Source organism: Paenibacillus sambharensis (genome assembly GCF_003233845.1).
GTDB classification, from domain to species: Bacteria; Bacillota; Bacilli; order Paenibacillales; family Paenibacillaceae; genus Paenibacillus_I; species Paenibacillus_I sambharensis.
In genome coordinates this window covers 354608-368786 of sequence record NZ_QKRB01000057.1, presented here as the reverse complement: position 1 = coordinate 368786, position 14179 = coordinate 354608, and the positions used below count along the sequence as shown (strand labels likewise).

General features: G+C 52.5%; 10 protein-coding genes. 1 reads left to right on the top strand and 9 read right to left on the bottom strand.

Going from position 1 to position 14179, the window contains the following annotated elements; all coding sequences use genetic code 11:
• Nucleotides 1-28 precede the first annotated feature (28 nt).
• The 8 genes from DNH61_RS23535 to leuC form a co-directional block, all read right to left on the bottom strand.
• Nucleotides 29-3733: a dynamin family protein gene (locus DNH61_RS23535; protein ID WP_111149263.1), complete on the bottom strand. Its 3705-nt coding sequence runs from the start codon at nucleotides 3731-3733 to the stop codon at nucleotides 29-31.
• 129 nt (nucleotides 3734-3862) lie between these two features.
• Nucleotides 3863-4135 (bottom strand): NAD/NADP transhydrogenase alpha subunit, encoded by a 273-nt coding sequence (locus DNH61_RS23530; RefSeq protein ID WP_111149262.1) that lies wholly within the window; start codon nucleotides 4133-4135, stop codon nucleotides 3863-3865.
• 6 nt (nucleotides 4136-4141) lie between these two features.
• Nucleotides 4142-4840, bottom strand: coding sequence for an endonuclease III (nth, locus tag DNH61_RS23525; protein ID WP_111149261.1), 699 nt, complete (start codon nucleotides 4838-4840; stop codon nucleotides 4142-4144).
• Nucleotides 4841-5094: 254 nt separating this feature from the next.
• Nucleotides 5095-7821: an S-layer homology domain-containing protein gene (locus DNH61_RS23520; protein ID WP_111149260.1), complete on the bottom strand. Its 2727-nt coding sequence runs from the start codon at nucleotides 7819-7821 to the stop codon at nucleotides 5095-5097.
• 85 nt (nucleotides 7822-7906) lie between these two features.
• Nucleotides 7907-8452 (bottom strand): GerMN domain-containing protein, encoded by a 546-nt coding sequence (locus DNH61_RS23515; RefSeq protein ID WP_111149259.1) that lies wholly within the window; start codon nucleotides 8450-8452, stop codon nucleotides 7907-7909.
• Nucleotides 8453-8466: 14 nt separating this feature from the next.
• Nucleotides 8467-9939 carry an N-acetylmuramoyl-L-alanine amidase family protein gene (locus DNH61_RS23510; RefSeq protein WP_111149258.1) on the bottom strand — a complete coding sequence of 491 codons (1473 nt, stop codon included), beginning with the start codon at nucleotides 9937-9939 and terminating at the stop codon, nucleotides 8467-8469.
• Nucleotides 9940-10195: 256 nt separating this feature from the next.
• A complete protein-coding gene (leuD, locus tag DNH61_RS23505; protein ID WP_111149257.1) occupies nucleotides 10196-10792 on the bottom strand; it encodes a 3-isopropylmalate dehydratase small subunit in 597 nt (198 codons plus the stop codon).
• Between the two features lie 31 nt (nucleotides 10793-10823).
• Nucleotides 10824-12245 (bottom strand): 3-isopropylmalate dehydratase large subunit, encoded by a 1422-nt coding sequence (leuC, locus tag DNH61_RS23500; protein ID WP_111149256.1) that lies wholly within the window; start codon nucleotides 12243-12245, stop codon nucleotides 10824-10826.
• 185 nt (nucleotides 12246-12430) lie between these two features.
• Between leuC and DNH61_RS23495 the strand changes: the two genes are divergently transcribed.
• Nucleotides 12431-13348, top strand: coding sequence for a LysR family transcriptional regulator (locus tag DNH61_RS23495; protein ID WP_111149255.1), 918 nt, complete (start codon nucleotides 12431-12433; stop codon nucleotides 13346-13348).
• On the opposite strand, the gene DNH61_RS23490 is transcribed toward DNH61_RS23495, so the two are convergent.
• Nucleotides 13333-14139, bottom strand: coding sequence for a carbon-nitrogen family hydrolase (locus tag DNH61_RS23490; RefSeq protein WP_111149254.1), 807 nt, complete (start codon nucleotides 14137-14139; stop codon nucleotides 13333-13335). The two genes, DNH61_RS23495 and DNH61_RS23490, sit on opposite strands and share 16 nt — an antisense overlap.
• Nucleotides 14140-14179: the final 40 nt, after the last annotated feature.

Genomic DNA, 14179 nt, shown 5'->3' with positions numbered 1-14179 from the left:
TGCAGGGACCATAGTCAAAGCGTCTTGATCAGACCTTGCTTAATGCATCAAGCAGCTGGCGCAGCTCTGCTTCACTGACAGACTGGTTAAGGGATGCCAGCCTTCCCGACTCATAGCTGCGGATACTCCGCTCAAGCCTGGATGCTGCTTCAGCCAGCGCCGACTTCCAGACCTGCTCATAATGGCCGGTCCATTCTTCAGCGCGCCTGTCCATGTAATCCTGCATCCCGGAAGCCAGCAGCGCCTCAAGGTCTTCTCTCATGACGGATTTGCCGCTGCCTTCGAAGAAGTGCCTTGGCGATTTAAACCTCGATGAAAGCCATCGGACATCCGGCTCCTCCTGGGCTTGCCACTCTTCCTTGAGAGCAGGTGAAGCGGCATCACCAGGCTCATATTCCTCCGCCCGGAAGCCATTCAAGTGTTGGCTTGTATCGGCTGCCTCAGCCTCATAATGCTTCAGCACCAGCCGTTTAAGCGACACTTCCAGTCTTAACTGGGTGGCAAGCAGCTCCTGAGAGAGCTCCTTGCGCAGCATCTGCTGCAGCTCAAGCCACGACGACACCAGCATCTTCTTCAGATCACGGCCGTCATCCTGCAGCACAGCAGGATTAAATGAGACATTGAAGAATTCCCCGAAGCGATAGCGGACCCGCTGCAGGACATGATGAAACAGCTCCTGCAGCTCCTGCTGCAGCGGATCAAACGGCGCTCGGCTGCCCGATGAGCGGACTTGGCCGAGCGCTTTCGCTGACGCCTCCTTGAGCGCTTCCGCTTCCCTTCGCCTTGTCTGTTCATCGTGTCCGGCAGACTCGATCCAATCGGCAACGATATCCCTTGCACGCGTAATCTCCCGCTTGGCGGCTTCGATCGCCATACCCCCGAGCTCCTTGGCTGTAAAGTCGAGGAAGGACTGCTCGAAGGCCTCTATACCCGATTGGCCCATTAACTCACGGCTGTTCTCCACCTTGCCGGTTAGCGCCAGCAGGCTCGAAACGGCAAACATTCGAGGAAACCTTATCCCATGCTGCAGCAGGTTCAGCTCCACATGCTTCAATACACCCTGCAGCTCTTCTCTGCTATCCGCCAAGTCAGCTGCATTCACAATGAAGAACATTTTATCCAGCTCGAACTGATCCTTCACCCTTCCAAGCTGTGTCAGGAACTGCCGGTCTGCCTGCGAGAAGGCATGATTGTAATACGTCACGAATAAGACAGCATCCGCATTCTTGATATAGTGGAACGCTACCCCGGTATGGCGGGCATTAACCGAATCAGCGCCCGGCGTATCCACCAGTATGATGCCTTGTGCGGTCAGCGGACAGTCATAATGAAGGTCAATCTGCTGCACGAAGCAGGACCTGGACTCCTCGGCAACGAACTGCCGGTATTCCTCGGGTGATGCCTTAAGCTCCTTGCCCAGCAAGGCACCATAGGAATCCCACCCCTCAAGGGCAGCCTTCAGGAAGCTGAAGTGCGGTCTGCCTCCCGGATGCAGTCCGGCCGGTGTAAACGCTTTGACCTGCTCCAGCAGCCTGCTGATGTCGGGAGACGAGGTATCTCCGCCGAGCATAGACAGCGAGAAGCGTACATCATCAAGCATGGTTTCGTAGGATTTCATGATAACCTTGGCTGTTCGATGCGGAAAGTCTGCCTCGGGAGGCACAATCCGGTTAATGGCAGCAGTCGTCGGATTTGGCGAGACCGGAAGCGCCGGGGCGCCAATCAACGCGTTCGCAAACGATGACTTGCCTGCACTGAAGGCCCCGAACAAGGCAATAGTGAACCTGCCGTTCTGCAGCCGGTCTGCCTTGCGCTTCATAGCATCGACCGCACCGCGCATGGCCTCGTAGCCTTCAAGCAAAGAAGCAGCATCAAGAAGCCTTCGAGCTGAGGCATGCTGAGTATGAAGCATATCCGTATTGGCGACAAGACTGAAGGTGTTCCCGCCTGCTGTCTGATGCCCAGTTGATTTCGAGTCAGTAATGCTAGTCGCTTCCTGCTGCTCCTTGGGAGCGGCTGCAGCGGATCGGGTATCGGAAGCCCTATCGGTGCCGCTCTGATCCCGGCTCTCTGGATGCACCCTGGAAGCAACCGACGTATCTGGAGCCGGGAGTGATGGCCGCTTAGGAGAAGCAGGAAGCTCAGCCAGCAGACTCTGCAGATAAGCTTCTTCCCGTTGGTCCATTGCCTGCAGCTCTACTACCGCCTGGGACTTTGACTGCAGCTCTGCAAGCTGCTGCTCAATCTGGCGCTCTTCCTCTGCACTTCGCTCCGCCGCCTTGGCGCCCAGCAGTTCAATGAAGGAATAAGCCCTTCGGCGGGCGTCTTCCTGCACCTTCTGCACTACCTGCCTGCTGTAGGTCATCGTGTATTCATTGCCCATGACCGCGCCGGACTGAATCTGGGACAGCAGCCATTCACCCGTCAGCTCTTGACCGAGTCCATCCTGCAGCTGCCGCTCAACCTCATCGCCCCGCCACCGGAGCTTATCGGCTGCTTTGCGGAGCAGGTCCTTCAGATGCCAATAGACAACAGCCTGTGTCTGTTCGTCCAATTCCCGGCGAAAGGACTCAAGCCGCCTGGCCTGCTCTGCAGCTGTCTTGGCGCCTGCAAACAGGATTCCCGCTCGAAAGCCGGGTTTGCGGCTTTCCAGCATCTCATGAGCCAGATCCCGGATGACAGCAGGCATAATGTTGGCGCTGCCAAGAATCGCCTGAACCTCTTGGCGAAGCTCTTCCTCCAGCTTGGCCGGACGGTTCTTGGCATCAGCCAGCTCTGCCTCCAGCTTATTGAGCCTGTCTGCAACTGTTGCTGCCTCTTCCTCACCTCCGGCTGCATCGAGCAGGCGCAGCCGCTGCGGCTCCGCTTCATAGGCCAGCTGTTCTCCGTGTTCAGCAATCAAGAATCGTGCCGAGGCATCGATATTATAGCTCTGCAGCTCCTGTTTGCTGCTTGTCAGCTTGCGCAGCAGCGCTTCCAGCTGGTCCAGCTGGGAAGCGGGGTGATCCGGCTTCTTAAGCGACAGGAACAGGATTCCTGCAGGCTCCAGATGCCAATCCGCGAACGCACGCTTGACCGACTCCTTGTATTCTGCAAATGGCAGCTCGTTATCCCGGTGCTTGTCGATCTGATTCACAATCAGATACATGGGTTTGCCCCAATCTGTCAGCTGCTTGGCGAACGTAAAATTGATCTCAGACTGCACATGGTTGTAATCCATGACATAGAACACAACGTCTGCCAGGTGAAGAGCAGATTCCGTAGCCAGCCGGTGCGCTGCATCCGTGGAATCAATGCCCGGGGTATCCAGCAGCATAAGATCGTCCCCAAGCAGAGCCGAAGGATAGGAAATGGCAACGGATACAAACTCCTCACCATTAACACAATAGTCCTCCAGCCTCTCAGGAGCTGCTGTAATCGTCTCCCTGATTCCATCACGAAGCCGCTCTATGACAGCAGATGGCTCGCCTCCCCGGATGGAAACTACATTCGCACTGGTTGGTATAGGGCTCGAAGGAAGCAGCTCAGCACCGCACAATCGGTTAACGAGTGTCGACTTCCCCGCTGAGAAATGACCGCAGAATGCAGCAATAAGCGCATCTTCTGTCCGTTTCTCAAGCAGCTCTGCCATTTTATCCGCATGAGCCGGATCGCCTTGCTCCTGCATCCTCTCTCGAATTGTTGCCAGAGCTTTGTCAAGAGGATGCAACTTCTCTAACGTTTTGCTGTCCATGACGCTGTCTCTCCCATATCTATTATGATCCTGCTAACCTGCTTTTTTCCTTCTATTGGAGCGGCACCTTAAAAATTGAAGCCAGCAGCAACCGCCGCTGGCTTCAATGGTTTATCATATGGCAGAACGCTACTCCGCGTCCCCTTCATCGCCAGGCATACAGATTTCAAAGACATTCCCGTGCTGAAGGATCGTTATGTCACGCTTCTTCTCACGCATGACGACTACCTCCGGCTTAACACGCATCCGTTCAATATATTGATCGGGTACTTCTCCGGAGCCGCTTACCGTAATGCCTTCAAGTACGACATCTTCGTTATCAGCCGGTGGAGATTCGAGAATCTGCTCATAGATGTCCGAGAATAGTTCAAAATTGTCTGTGTAAACGGAAATGCATTTCATGGTTCCTCATCCTTTACTGGCGATTTGCGATTGTTTTGTTTTTGGTCTATTCTTCCTGTTTTGCACAGGTTTCATACGCCTTTTGCCTTCCTTACAAACGTCAAGCAAAGGGCAGATGTCGCATTTAGGGCTTTGTGCCTTGCAGTGATACCGTCCAAAAAAGATCAGCCGGTGATGGGTAAGCGTCCATTCATCCCGAGGGACAAGCTTCATCAGCTTCTTCTCCACTTCAAGGACGGAGTCATCAGGCTTAGCGGCGGCAAGCCGTTTGGAAACCCGCTCGACATGTGTATCAACCGCTATAGCCGGTACGCCGAATGCATTGGATACGACGACATTAGCCGTCTTGCGTCCCACTCCCGGCAGTTCGGTCAGCTGCTCGTGCTGTTCCGGTACCTGACCATCATAACGATCGAGCAGGATCTGGCACAGCTTCTGAATGTTGGCTGCCTTGTTCCTGTATAAGCCAATCCGCCTGATATCTTCTTGAAGCTCTTCTAGCGGAACCGCAAGATAGTCTTCAGGTTTCTTATATTTACGGAACAGGTCCGCTGTCACCTTATTAACCGTTTCATCCGTACATTGCGCGGATAGCAAAACGGCGATTGTCAGCTCAAATGGATTACTGTGATTTAATTCGCAATGTGCGTCAGGAAACATCTCGGCAATACAGTCCAAGATGTGACGCATTTGCTTAGCGTTCATATCTTCTCTCCTGCCTGCCGCTATGGCGCTTGCGTCCCTACTCTTCTAAGAGAAATGGGCTATCGTACAAAGTGTAGCGAAAAATGTCACGAATCGCAAGTATAGAATACGGTTTAATAGAAATATTCCTGTTCTGCTCCTGATGTTTTCACGAATTTATCATAGAACAAAGGTGACGAAACGCATACAAGAATGTTCATATGCCAAAAGAGGTGTTCCCGGTCTGCCGGAGAACACCTCTTACTGTTTGATTACTACTGCTTTACTACCTCGAGAAGCTTGTCCTGGAAGAGATACAGCGTAATCTTATCGCCGTTCTTTAGAGTCTGTATATCCAGCTTGGTGCCATCGGCCGACTGGATAACGGTCTCAGGCAGGACATTATACATGTAACGGTCCGCTACAGCAGAACGGGTTACATACAGGGTCTTCGCTGCCGCATCGTATTTCCAGTAGGTCTTGACAATACCAGGATTAACGGTGACTACGAGCTGGTCATTCGTATTCTTGCGAATTTCAACCCGGTCACCAACAGCCAGCGTGCTGGCCGGAGCGGATGCGCCATTCTTCATGACCTGATAGCCGGTACTCAGCTGGAACTCAACCGTCTGGCCCGAATAATCCTTAACCGTCACTTTGCTCGCATCTACAGCCGCAATCTGTCCATTAGTGACTGCAACCTTCTTGATTGCTACAGCCGTCTTACCTTCATAAGTGACATTGACCACTTGGCCTGACGTCAACTGCCCCAGTGCAATTGAATTTCCCTTCTCATCCGAGATTGCAAGCGCAGAGCCTGCAGTCCATTCGCTGGTCTGTCCTTCTGCCGAGGTAAGCTTGATCTTATTCGCTGCTGTATCCACGGAGGACACAGTCTGCTGAACAACCTGTCCGACTTTAATCAGAACGACCTTATCCTGTGTAGCATTCAGCAGAAGTGTCACACTGTCGCCGGTCTTCAAATCAGCCAGTACCGGGTTAGCTTTGCCAAGGAGCTCAACAGTCGGGCTTTCAAGCGGGAGTGTAACCGTCGAGTCATCCGCCATCCGGATCGTTATCTGGTTGGTCAGCGAGTTGATGCCTGACAGCTTGCCGGAATACTGGAATACAAATTTAAGAATGATAGCATTGGAATCCGAGTAGCCGACACTAACTTTGCGTCCCTTCACCAGCATCGAGCCCGCAGTTTCAAGTGTCATAGCTGTGCCATTAAAGTCGATCTTCGTCTTTGAGGAAAGAGACAGAGCATGCGGCTTGCCGCTGGAATCTGAGACCGTAAGAACCTTGCTTTCTGGCACATAGGACAATATCGTCGCATTGTTCAGCATTACGATTTCCCGGTTGATAACCTTAATTTGGGTAACCTGGCCATCCGCATTCAAGGTCAGCTCCAGCTCATCGTCCTTCGCAAGGTCGGTAATGCCCGGGTTCGTAATACCTTCGATTATAATATTAGCACTGGCCGCAATAAATTTCGCTTCAGGGCGGCCATTTACAATATACGTTATCGTCTTGCCGTCTGCACTGATATCGTTGAACGTTCCCGTCACCTTCTGGCTTCCGGTTGCTGTTACATTCAGCTTGGTCACAAGGTCATTATGAATTTCGAATTCCGCCTTGTCCCCTGCTGTAATCTCGCCAAGGCTGGCTGGGCGGCCGTTTCTTGTAACAGCTACAGATGAAGAGACATTCCAGGTTGCCGAGCTGTCGGATTCCTGAATCGTTATTTTACCCGCCTGAATCTGAGTAATGGTACCGCTGCCTGTACGGCTGACTGGTGCACCCTTGACAATAATCTTAACAACCAGCGGTGTCGTACGGAATTTATCGCGCAGAATCTCGACCGTGCTTCCTTCCTTCAGGTCGGTCAGAGACAAAGGAGCTCCGCTGCTGTTCTCGATCACGAGATTCCCGTCGTATTTGAATGACTGGTAACCGCTGCCTACCTTAAGCCAAAGCTCGCCGGCCGCCAAATCGACACTGCCTACCGTGCCAGTTACCGATTCAACCAGCACATTGGCATCCAGCTGTTCCACATAACGTGCCGTCCCATTCTCCGCGATAACCATCACATTGGTATAGGCATTTAGCGCGCCCAGTGATGAAGTCTTCTCGGAATCAAAGCGGAACACCATCGTGGAAGGCGTGAGTGCATAGGTAACCGTCCGACCGTCAGCATAGTACAGGGTGATCTGATTATCCGAAACCGCTGAAATCACACCCTGCGATTGCCCTTCGTAGTTTACCGGATACTTCGCTTCCGCCCGGCTCAGCAGAGTTGCCATCATCGCCCGGTTAACCAGCCCCTTGGGATCGAAGCGGTTGGCGGAAACGCCATTCACGAGGCCGAGAGACACAGCCGCATTAATATAACCGTTATAAGAACTGTCCGCAAGGGCTGCATCATGAAATGCAGGCGCAGAACCGCTCATAGCCGCAGCCTTCTCCTGCTCGCCAATGGCACGAACCACAAGCTTCGTGATCCATTCACGCGTAGCCGGCTTGCTTCCCCAATCACTGGATGAATCAGCTGCTGCGGCCTTCATTTCCGTCTCCTGTTCCAGAAGACCCTTCTGGAAAGCCAAAGCGGCATAAGATGTATAATAATTGCCTACACGAAATGATTCCGGGAAGCTCATGACCGCCGCGTCTACCTCGTCCTCCAGTCCAAGGAAACGGATCGCCATGACGACTGCTTCCTGCTGGGTTACACTATCCGCTGGACGGAACTTTCCGTTGTTCCCTTTCACGATCCCCTGAAGGGACAGCTTACCAATATGCTTCTCAGCCCAATGGCCTGCGGCTACATCCGAGAACAGCATGGAGACAGAACCGCTGGCTGGCGCCGTTACGGTGCCTTCCGTGCTTGCAGCACCCTTGGTTGTTCCTGCAGTCTCGGCATACGCAGCCCCGCTGGACAGCATGGAACAGATTATTGTGGATATGAGCAGCTTCTTCCAAGTTGACGTTGAATAAGGCATTCAGACAGCCCCCTACGTATTATATGTAATGAACGACTTAGATAAGATAAGAACCATCTACCGGAAGCCGGGATGGTTCTGGTCATTAAGGTCTTACAATGGGATGATCAAGGTACACGTGACCCATCAAGCTCTCTACCGCTTCCCCGTTGACAAGAATTTCCAGCTCCTTCACTTCCGTGAACTGGAAACATGTTTGCTGAAGCGCGTCTAACGCAAGCTGTTCTCCAGGAGCACCCATCCGAGCTTCCTCGGGCACACTTAAGTCCACGGTAAGCCTGCCGTCGCCAAAGGTTGCCGAATGAAAAACCGCATCCCGCCACAGCGACACTTCGCCTTCGCCTTCACCCTTAAGTGCTTCCAGCGCAGAGAGATATTTCGCGGCTTCGTCCCCGAATTCGATAATGACTGACTTTTCCGTGAGCTCGGACATATCCTCATCAGATACATAAACCTTCACAGGCATGCTGATGACCGGAATCTCTTCTTGATCTTGCGGTTTGTTGTTCTCTAGTTGTGCGGGCGATGAAGCCGGTACTTGCGCCGGCTCAGTGCCATCACTCCCCTTGCCGCATGCTGACACGGACAGTGCTGCAAAGGACAACATTAACAGTAAAGCTACTTTCTTCATAAGAGACGGCCTCCTTACTTCAGCTTCAGATGTTCCTTGATGGCTGCTACGATCCGGGAAGCAGTCCGATCTTGAACGGATTCTGTGAAGAGTACAGCTGCATCCTCTTTATTGGACAGATACCCGGATTCCAGAAGAACAGCCGGCATGTTGGTCTTACGGATGACCAGGAAGCTGGCTTGTCTTACCTTGCGGTCAGGCAGGCCGGTTCCGAGCAGCAGGTGTTTGTGCATAATATCTGCAAACGCCTTGCTGTCTGCCCGGTTATAATAGGTTTCCGTTCCACGGATGGTGGATTTGTAGCTGTTGGCATGAATGGAAATGAATAAGTCAGCCTTCAGATTATTCGCAAACTTCGCACGGTCCTCCAGCTCAATGAATACATCCGTACTGCGTGTGAGATAAGGCTGGATCATCGGCTCCTTCTCCAGGAGAGCATTCACCTTCAAGGCCACAGCAAGATTGTATTCCTTCTCTGCCCTGCCGAGCACACTGATTGCACCCGGGTCCTTGCCGCCGTGACCAGGATCAATAACGACCTTGTAGCCTGTCGGCAAGCCAGCGCCCGAAGCTCCTCCAACCGGGACAACTGCCGATGGATTATCCGGCGAAACAGCATCAACCGGCACGTCTGCCAGCGTTACATCAATATAATATTCGCCTTCACCAGCTGTGACCTGGTATTCGGATTTACCCGACATGTCCAGTACCACACGTACGGTTGACGGGTTGGAGGAGAAGAGCGAGTACCGGATGCTTCGCAGATTCAATGTCTCCGTGATGATCTTCCCTTCACTCTTGCTGCTCGCAGCTGACAGGGCTGCCGAATACTCTGGAGAGAAAGCTGCATTAGGAATATCAATCACGAGCCTGTCGGGATTATCGAGCCAGAAGGCATTCTTTGGCGTGAGCTCACCTTCATATTGAATGGTGATCCGGCCTGTGCCGTTATAAGCGATTGAATTAATGAGAGCACTTGCCTTCACAGCTGGACTCTGAGTTGCAGGCTGCGTTACAGGGGAACTTACACCCGCTCCGTTTGACGGCAGTTCTGGCATGGCAGGCGTAATCATGTAGACTGATCTTGTTGATTGATCCCACCTCACCGTCAGACCCAGGTTCTGGCCAATAAATCTTAAGGGCACATACGTTACACCCTTGTCGATGAAGGCCGGAGCGTCCAGCTTAACGCTTGTCCCGTCCACATCAGCAAGATCTTGATCAGCCGTAAGCACGATTAGCGAGTTGCCATCCGCAATGGTCACTTCTTTGGTCTTCGAATTCCAGTCTACACTGTAACCAAGCTGTTCGGCAATAACCCGCATTGGCACCATCGTTGACGACTTGACGATGCGCGGCTGCGCATCCGTCTGGATGACATTTCCGTCCAGAAACAATTTGGGGACTACAGTGGCGGCTTGTCCGATTCCCGGGAGAAGCGCACAAACGAACGACATCAACAGCATCATCGTTACAAACTTCTTCATAATTCACCTCAAGCCAGATTTGTTGCCCGCACCGAATCGTCAGCTTCGACGAATACAGACGTAAAGTTAGACGCAAACTTGCAGAAAAAGTTGCGTAGTCAGGGAAAAAAGTGCAAACTTGCGATTTATGAAGGATAACCGTTATAAATCAGCCCAAATGCATGATTTTCCGCGTATTTTAAACATTATTATGTAAAAAAAGAAAGCCGTTCCCTGCGGAACGGCTTGATACCTGGATCTGATTCGGGAGCATTCGTCAGACTTGTGCAGCCCGCTCCGCTTCATAAGCAGAGATCTTGTCTTCGTGCTGAAGTGTAAGACCGATGTCATCCAGACCTTGAAGCAGGAATTGACGGCGGTGCTCATCCAGATCAAATGCAATGTGCAGACCATGATTATCCGTGATAATCTTGTCTTCAAGACTGACGGTCAGTTCATACCCCTCGTGCTCGGCTGTGCGCTGGAACAGCTCTTCCACCTGTTCTTCACTCAGCTTGATTGGCAGAATGCCATTCTTGAAGCAGTTGTTATAGAAGATGTCAGCGAAGGATGGGGCAATCACACATTTGAAGCCGTAGTCCAGAATGGCCCAAGGCGCATGCTCACGCGAAGAGCCGCAGCCGAAGTTTGCACGGGAGATCAGAATCGAAGCTCCTTGGTAACGCGGCTTATTCGGTTCAAAAGCCGGATTAATATTGCCGGCTTCATCGAAACGCCATTCATAAAACAGGAATTGTCCGAACCCGCTGCGCTCAATGCGCTTCAAGAATTGCTTAGGAATAATAGCGTCCGTATCAACATTCACACGATCGACCGGAGCGACAATGCCGGTCAAGGTTTTAAAAGCTTCCATAGTTATGCTGCTCCCCTCTATATCGGTCCGATTAGTTCAGTACTTCGGATTTGAAATTCCAGTCACGCACATCGGTAAAGCGGCCCATAACCGCAGCTGCTGCTGCCATTGCCGGAGATACCAGATGCGTACGCCCGCCGCGGCCCTGACGGCCTTCAAAGTTACGGTTCGATGTGGATGCGCACCGCTGGCCCGGCTGCAGAACGTCAGGGTTCATCGCCAGACACATCGAGCATCCGGCTTCACGCCATTCAAAGCCTGCTTCGATGAAGATCTTATCGAGCCCTTCCTTCTCGGCCTGCATCTTAACGCGTCCGGAACCCGGAACAACAATAGCCGTAACCTTCTCATTGACCTTGTAGCCCTTGGCAACCTCGGCGGCAGCCCGGAGGTCTTCAATCCGTCCGTTCGTACAAGAACCGATGAATACATAATCAATCGGAATTTCACTGATCGGCGTACCCGGCTTCAAATCCATATATTCAAGAGCCTTCTCAGCCGCTTTCCGCTCGTTCTCCGTCGTGAAGTTCTTCGGATCAGGAACAACAGCCGTGATATCCGTTCCCATGCCCGGGCTCGTTCCCCAGGTAACCTGCGGGATGAGACTGTCTACGTCAAAATCAACGACATGGTCATAAACGGCGCCTTCATCCGTTGTCAGTTCAGACCAGCGGGCAACGGCCTTTTCGAACTCTTCACCCTGTGGTGCATGCTGACGTCCGCGGAGATATTCGAATGTCGTAGCATCAGGAGCAATCAGACCGGCACGCGCCCCCGCTTCGATGGACATGTTACAGACGGTCATCCGCTCTTCCATCGTCAGACTGCTGATTGCTTCGCCAGTGTATTCAAGAACATAGCCGGTAGCAAAGTCGGTACCGTATTTCGCAATTACACCAAGGATCATATCCTTCGCCGTAACGCCGGGCTTACGCTTGCCGTTGAAACGAACCTCCATAGTCTTGGGCTTCGACTGCTGCAGGCACTGGGTAGCGAGGACGTGTTCAACTTCACTCGTACCGATACCAAAGGCTAATGCGCCGAATGCGCCGTGGGTCGATGTATGGCTGTCACCGCAGACAATTGTCTTGCCCGGATGCGTCAGCCCGATCTCCGGACCCATAACATGCACAACACCCTGATCAATATTGTGCAGGTCGAAGAGCGTAACGCCAAAGTCCTGGCAGTTCTTCGTGAGCGTGTCAATTTGCTGCTTGGATATCGGATCACTGATATTGAAACGGTCCTTCGTTGGAACGTTATGGTCCATTGTCGCAAATGTCAAATCTGGACGGCGGACCTTCCGGCCGGACATCCGCAGGCCTTCAAATGCCTGGGGGGATGTAACCTCATGAACCAAATGAAGATCAATATAAATTATGCTCGGCTTTCCTTCTTCCGAATGAATCACATGATTATCCCAAATCTTCTCAAACATCGTTCTCTTAGCCATCATTGTCACCCCATAAATTTCGATAAAATAACGGGAGTTGTATCCCCTGTCGAATTGTTGTTATCATATTAACATTTTCTAAATCATTGATCCAAGATATAATATCTATAAGAGTAATAGATACAACCTATCAACCGCAAGAAAGCTATCACTGCTTACTTCTATATAAAAGGAGATGCCAAGCCTTGGAAATCCGCCAGCTGCATTACGTTGTTCAAATCGCCATGGAAAAAAACTTCTCCCGGGCTGCCGAGAAGCTTCATATCGCCCAGCCTTCTCTTAGCCAGCAGCTGTCGAAGCTGGAGAAGGAAATCGGAGTCATGCTCTTCAGACGGACAACCAATTCTGTTGAGCTGACACATGCCGGTTCCGTATTTGTACAGAAAGCGGAAGGGATTCTTGATGCTGTGGAACAGCTGAAGCAGGAGATGGATGACCTGGTTCACATGCGCAAAGGCAGGCTCGTGGTGGGCAGCCTGCCGATTACGGGTGCTCATGTGCTTCCACTCGTGCTTCCAGTCTTCCAGTCCCGCTATCCGGAAATTGAGATTGTGCTGGTCGAGGAAACCTCGGCCAACCTCGAACAGCTGACGGCCAGCGGCCAGACCGATCTGTCTCTGCTTTCCCTGCCGCTTATCGACCCATCACTGAGCTGTGTCCCGCTGACCGAAGAAGAGATCCTGCTGGCACTGCCTCCGCAGCACAGCCTCGCATCCAGCCAGCAGGGTAATTCATCTGCAGAGGGTATAGCCGTGACCTCTCTGGCCGATGAGCCATTCATCGTTCTAAAGAAAGGCCAAGGGTTTCGTCAAATTACGCATGACCTGTGCGCCAAGGCAGGCTTCGAGCCTCGCATCGTATTTGAAACAAGCAACATTGAGACCGTCCAGTCGCTGGTAGCAGCAGGCATGGGCATTGCTTTCGTGCCGGCGATGGTCGCCCGTGCGAAATGGAGTGATTTTGCCCCCGTCTACAAGAAACTCAGCCATTCTCCATCCCGCACGCTGGTGATAGCGAGCCGTCAGGGGAGATACCTGTCCAAGGCTGCGGAAGCTTTCATTCAGACGATGAAGGAAACGATCGACCTTTATCCCAATCTGTAATGATCCGGCCGGCGGTCTGTGAAGACGGGAATCCGGCCGCGAACCTCGGTTACAAGCTCGGGATTGATTTCGGCCGTTAATATCGTCTCTTCCTCTCCTGCTTCGGCGATAATGTCGCCCCACGGATCAATAACCATGGAATGCCCGAAGAAGGAAGTGCCGCCGCTCGTTCCGACACGGTTGCAGGCAATCACATACATCTGATTCTCAATGGCTCTGGCCGTCAGAAGGGTACGCCAATGGTTCAGCCTCGGATTAGGCCATTCCGCGGGGACGATTAATATTTTCGCTCCCTGCAGGGCCAGTGTTCTTGCAAGCTCAGGGAAACGTATATCGTAGCAGATCATCATGCCCGCCTGCTCGCCTCCCACCTCGGTTGTTCCAAGCTCACCACCTGCCTGCAGATGCTTCTCCTCGTCCATTAGGCAGAACAAGTGGATCTTCGAATATTCGCCTGCCTCCGCCCCATCCGGCCCGAAGACATGAATGGTATTGTAAACGCCGCCGGCCGCCCTCTGCTCCGCAATGGAGCCTGCCACGATCTGAACCTGATGCTCGCGGCTGAACGCAGACATCATTTGCTTGGTCCGCTGTCCTTCCCGGTCAGCAATGGAGTCAATGATGTCCAGCGCGTATCCGGTATTCCACATCTCGGGCAGCACAATCAGCTGCGGCTTGTCCTCGGTGCTGACAGCCTTGTGAAGAAGCTCCTCCACATGCCGGAAATTTGCATCGGGGTCGCCTGCCTGGATATCCATCTGCAGAAGTGCTACTTTTAATCGCTTGGTCATGCTCTTCCCTCCATTTTCGTCCACAAAACCTTTTTTACTA

Bases quoted from the DNA above. Each gene is read 5' to 3' on its own strand.
- DNH61_RS23515 (WP_111149259.1), bottom strand. From the start codon at position 8,452: ATGAAGAAAGTAGCTTTACTGTTAATGTTGTCCTTTGCAGCACTGTCC.
- nth (WP_111149261.1), bottom strand. From the start codon at position 4,840: ATGAACGCTAAGCAAATGCGTCACATCTTGGACTGTATTGCCGAGATG.
- DNH61_RS23490 (WP_111149254.1), bottom strand. From the start codon at position 14,139: ATGACCAAGCGATTAAAAGTAGCACTTCTGCAGATGGATATCCAGGCA.
- leuD (WP_111149257.1), bottom strand. From the start codon at position 10,792: ATGGAAGCTTTTAAAACCTTGACCGGCATTGTCGCTCCGGTCGATCGT.
- DNH61_RS23535 (WP_111149263.1), bottom strand. From the start codon at position 3,733: ATGGACAGCAAAACGTTAGAGAAGTTGCATCCTCTTGACAAAGCTCTG.
- DNH61_RS23520 (WP_111149260.1), bottom strand. From the start codon at position 7,821: ATGCCTTATTCAACGTCAACTTGGAAGAAGCTGCTCATATCCACAATA.
- DNH61_RS23510 (WP_111149258.1), bottom strand. From the start codon at position 9,939: ATGAAGAAGTTTGTAACGATGATGCTGTTGATGTCGTTCGTTTGTGCG.
- leuC (WP_111149256.1), bottom strand. From the start codon at position 12,245: ATGGCTAAGAGAACGATGTTTGAGAAGATTTGGGATAATCATGTGATT.
- DNH61_RS23530 (WP_111149262.1), bottom strand. From the start codon at position 4,135: ATGAAATGCATTTCCGTTTACACAGACAATTTTGAACTATTCTCGGAC.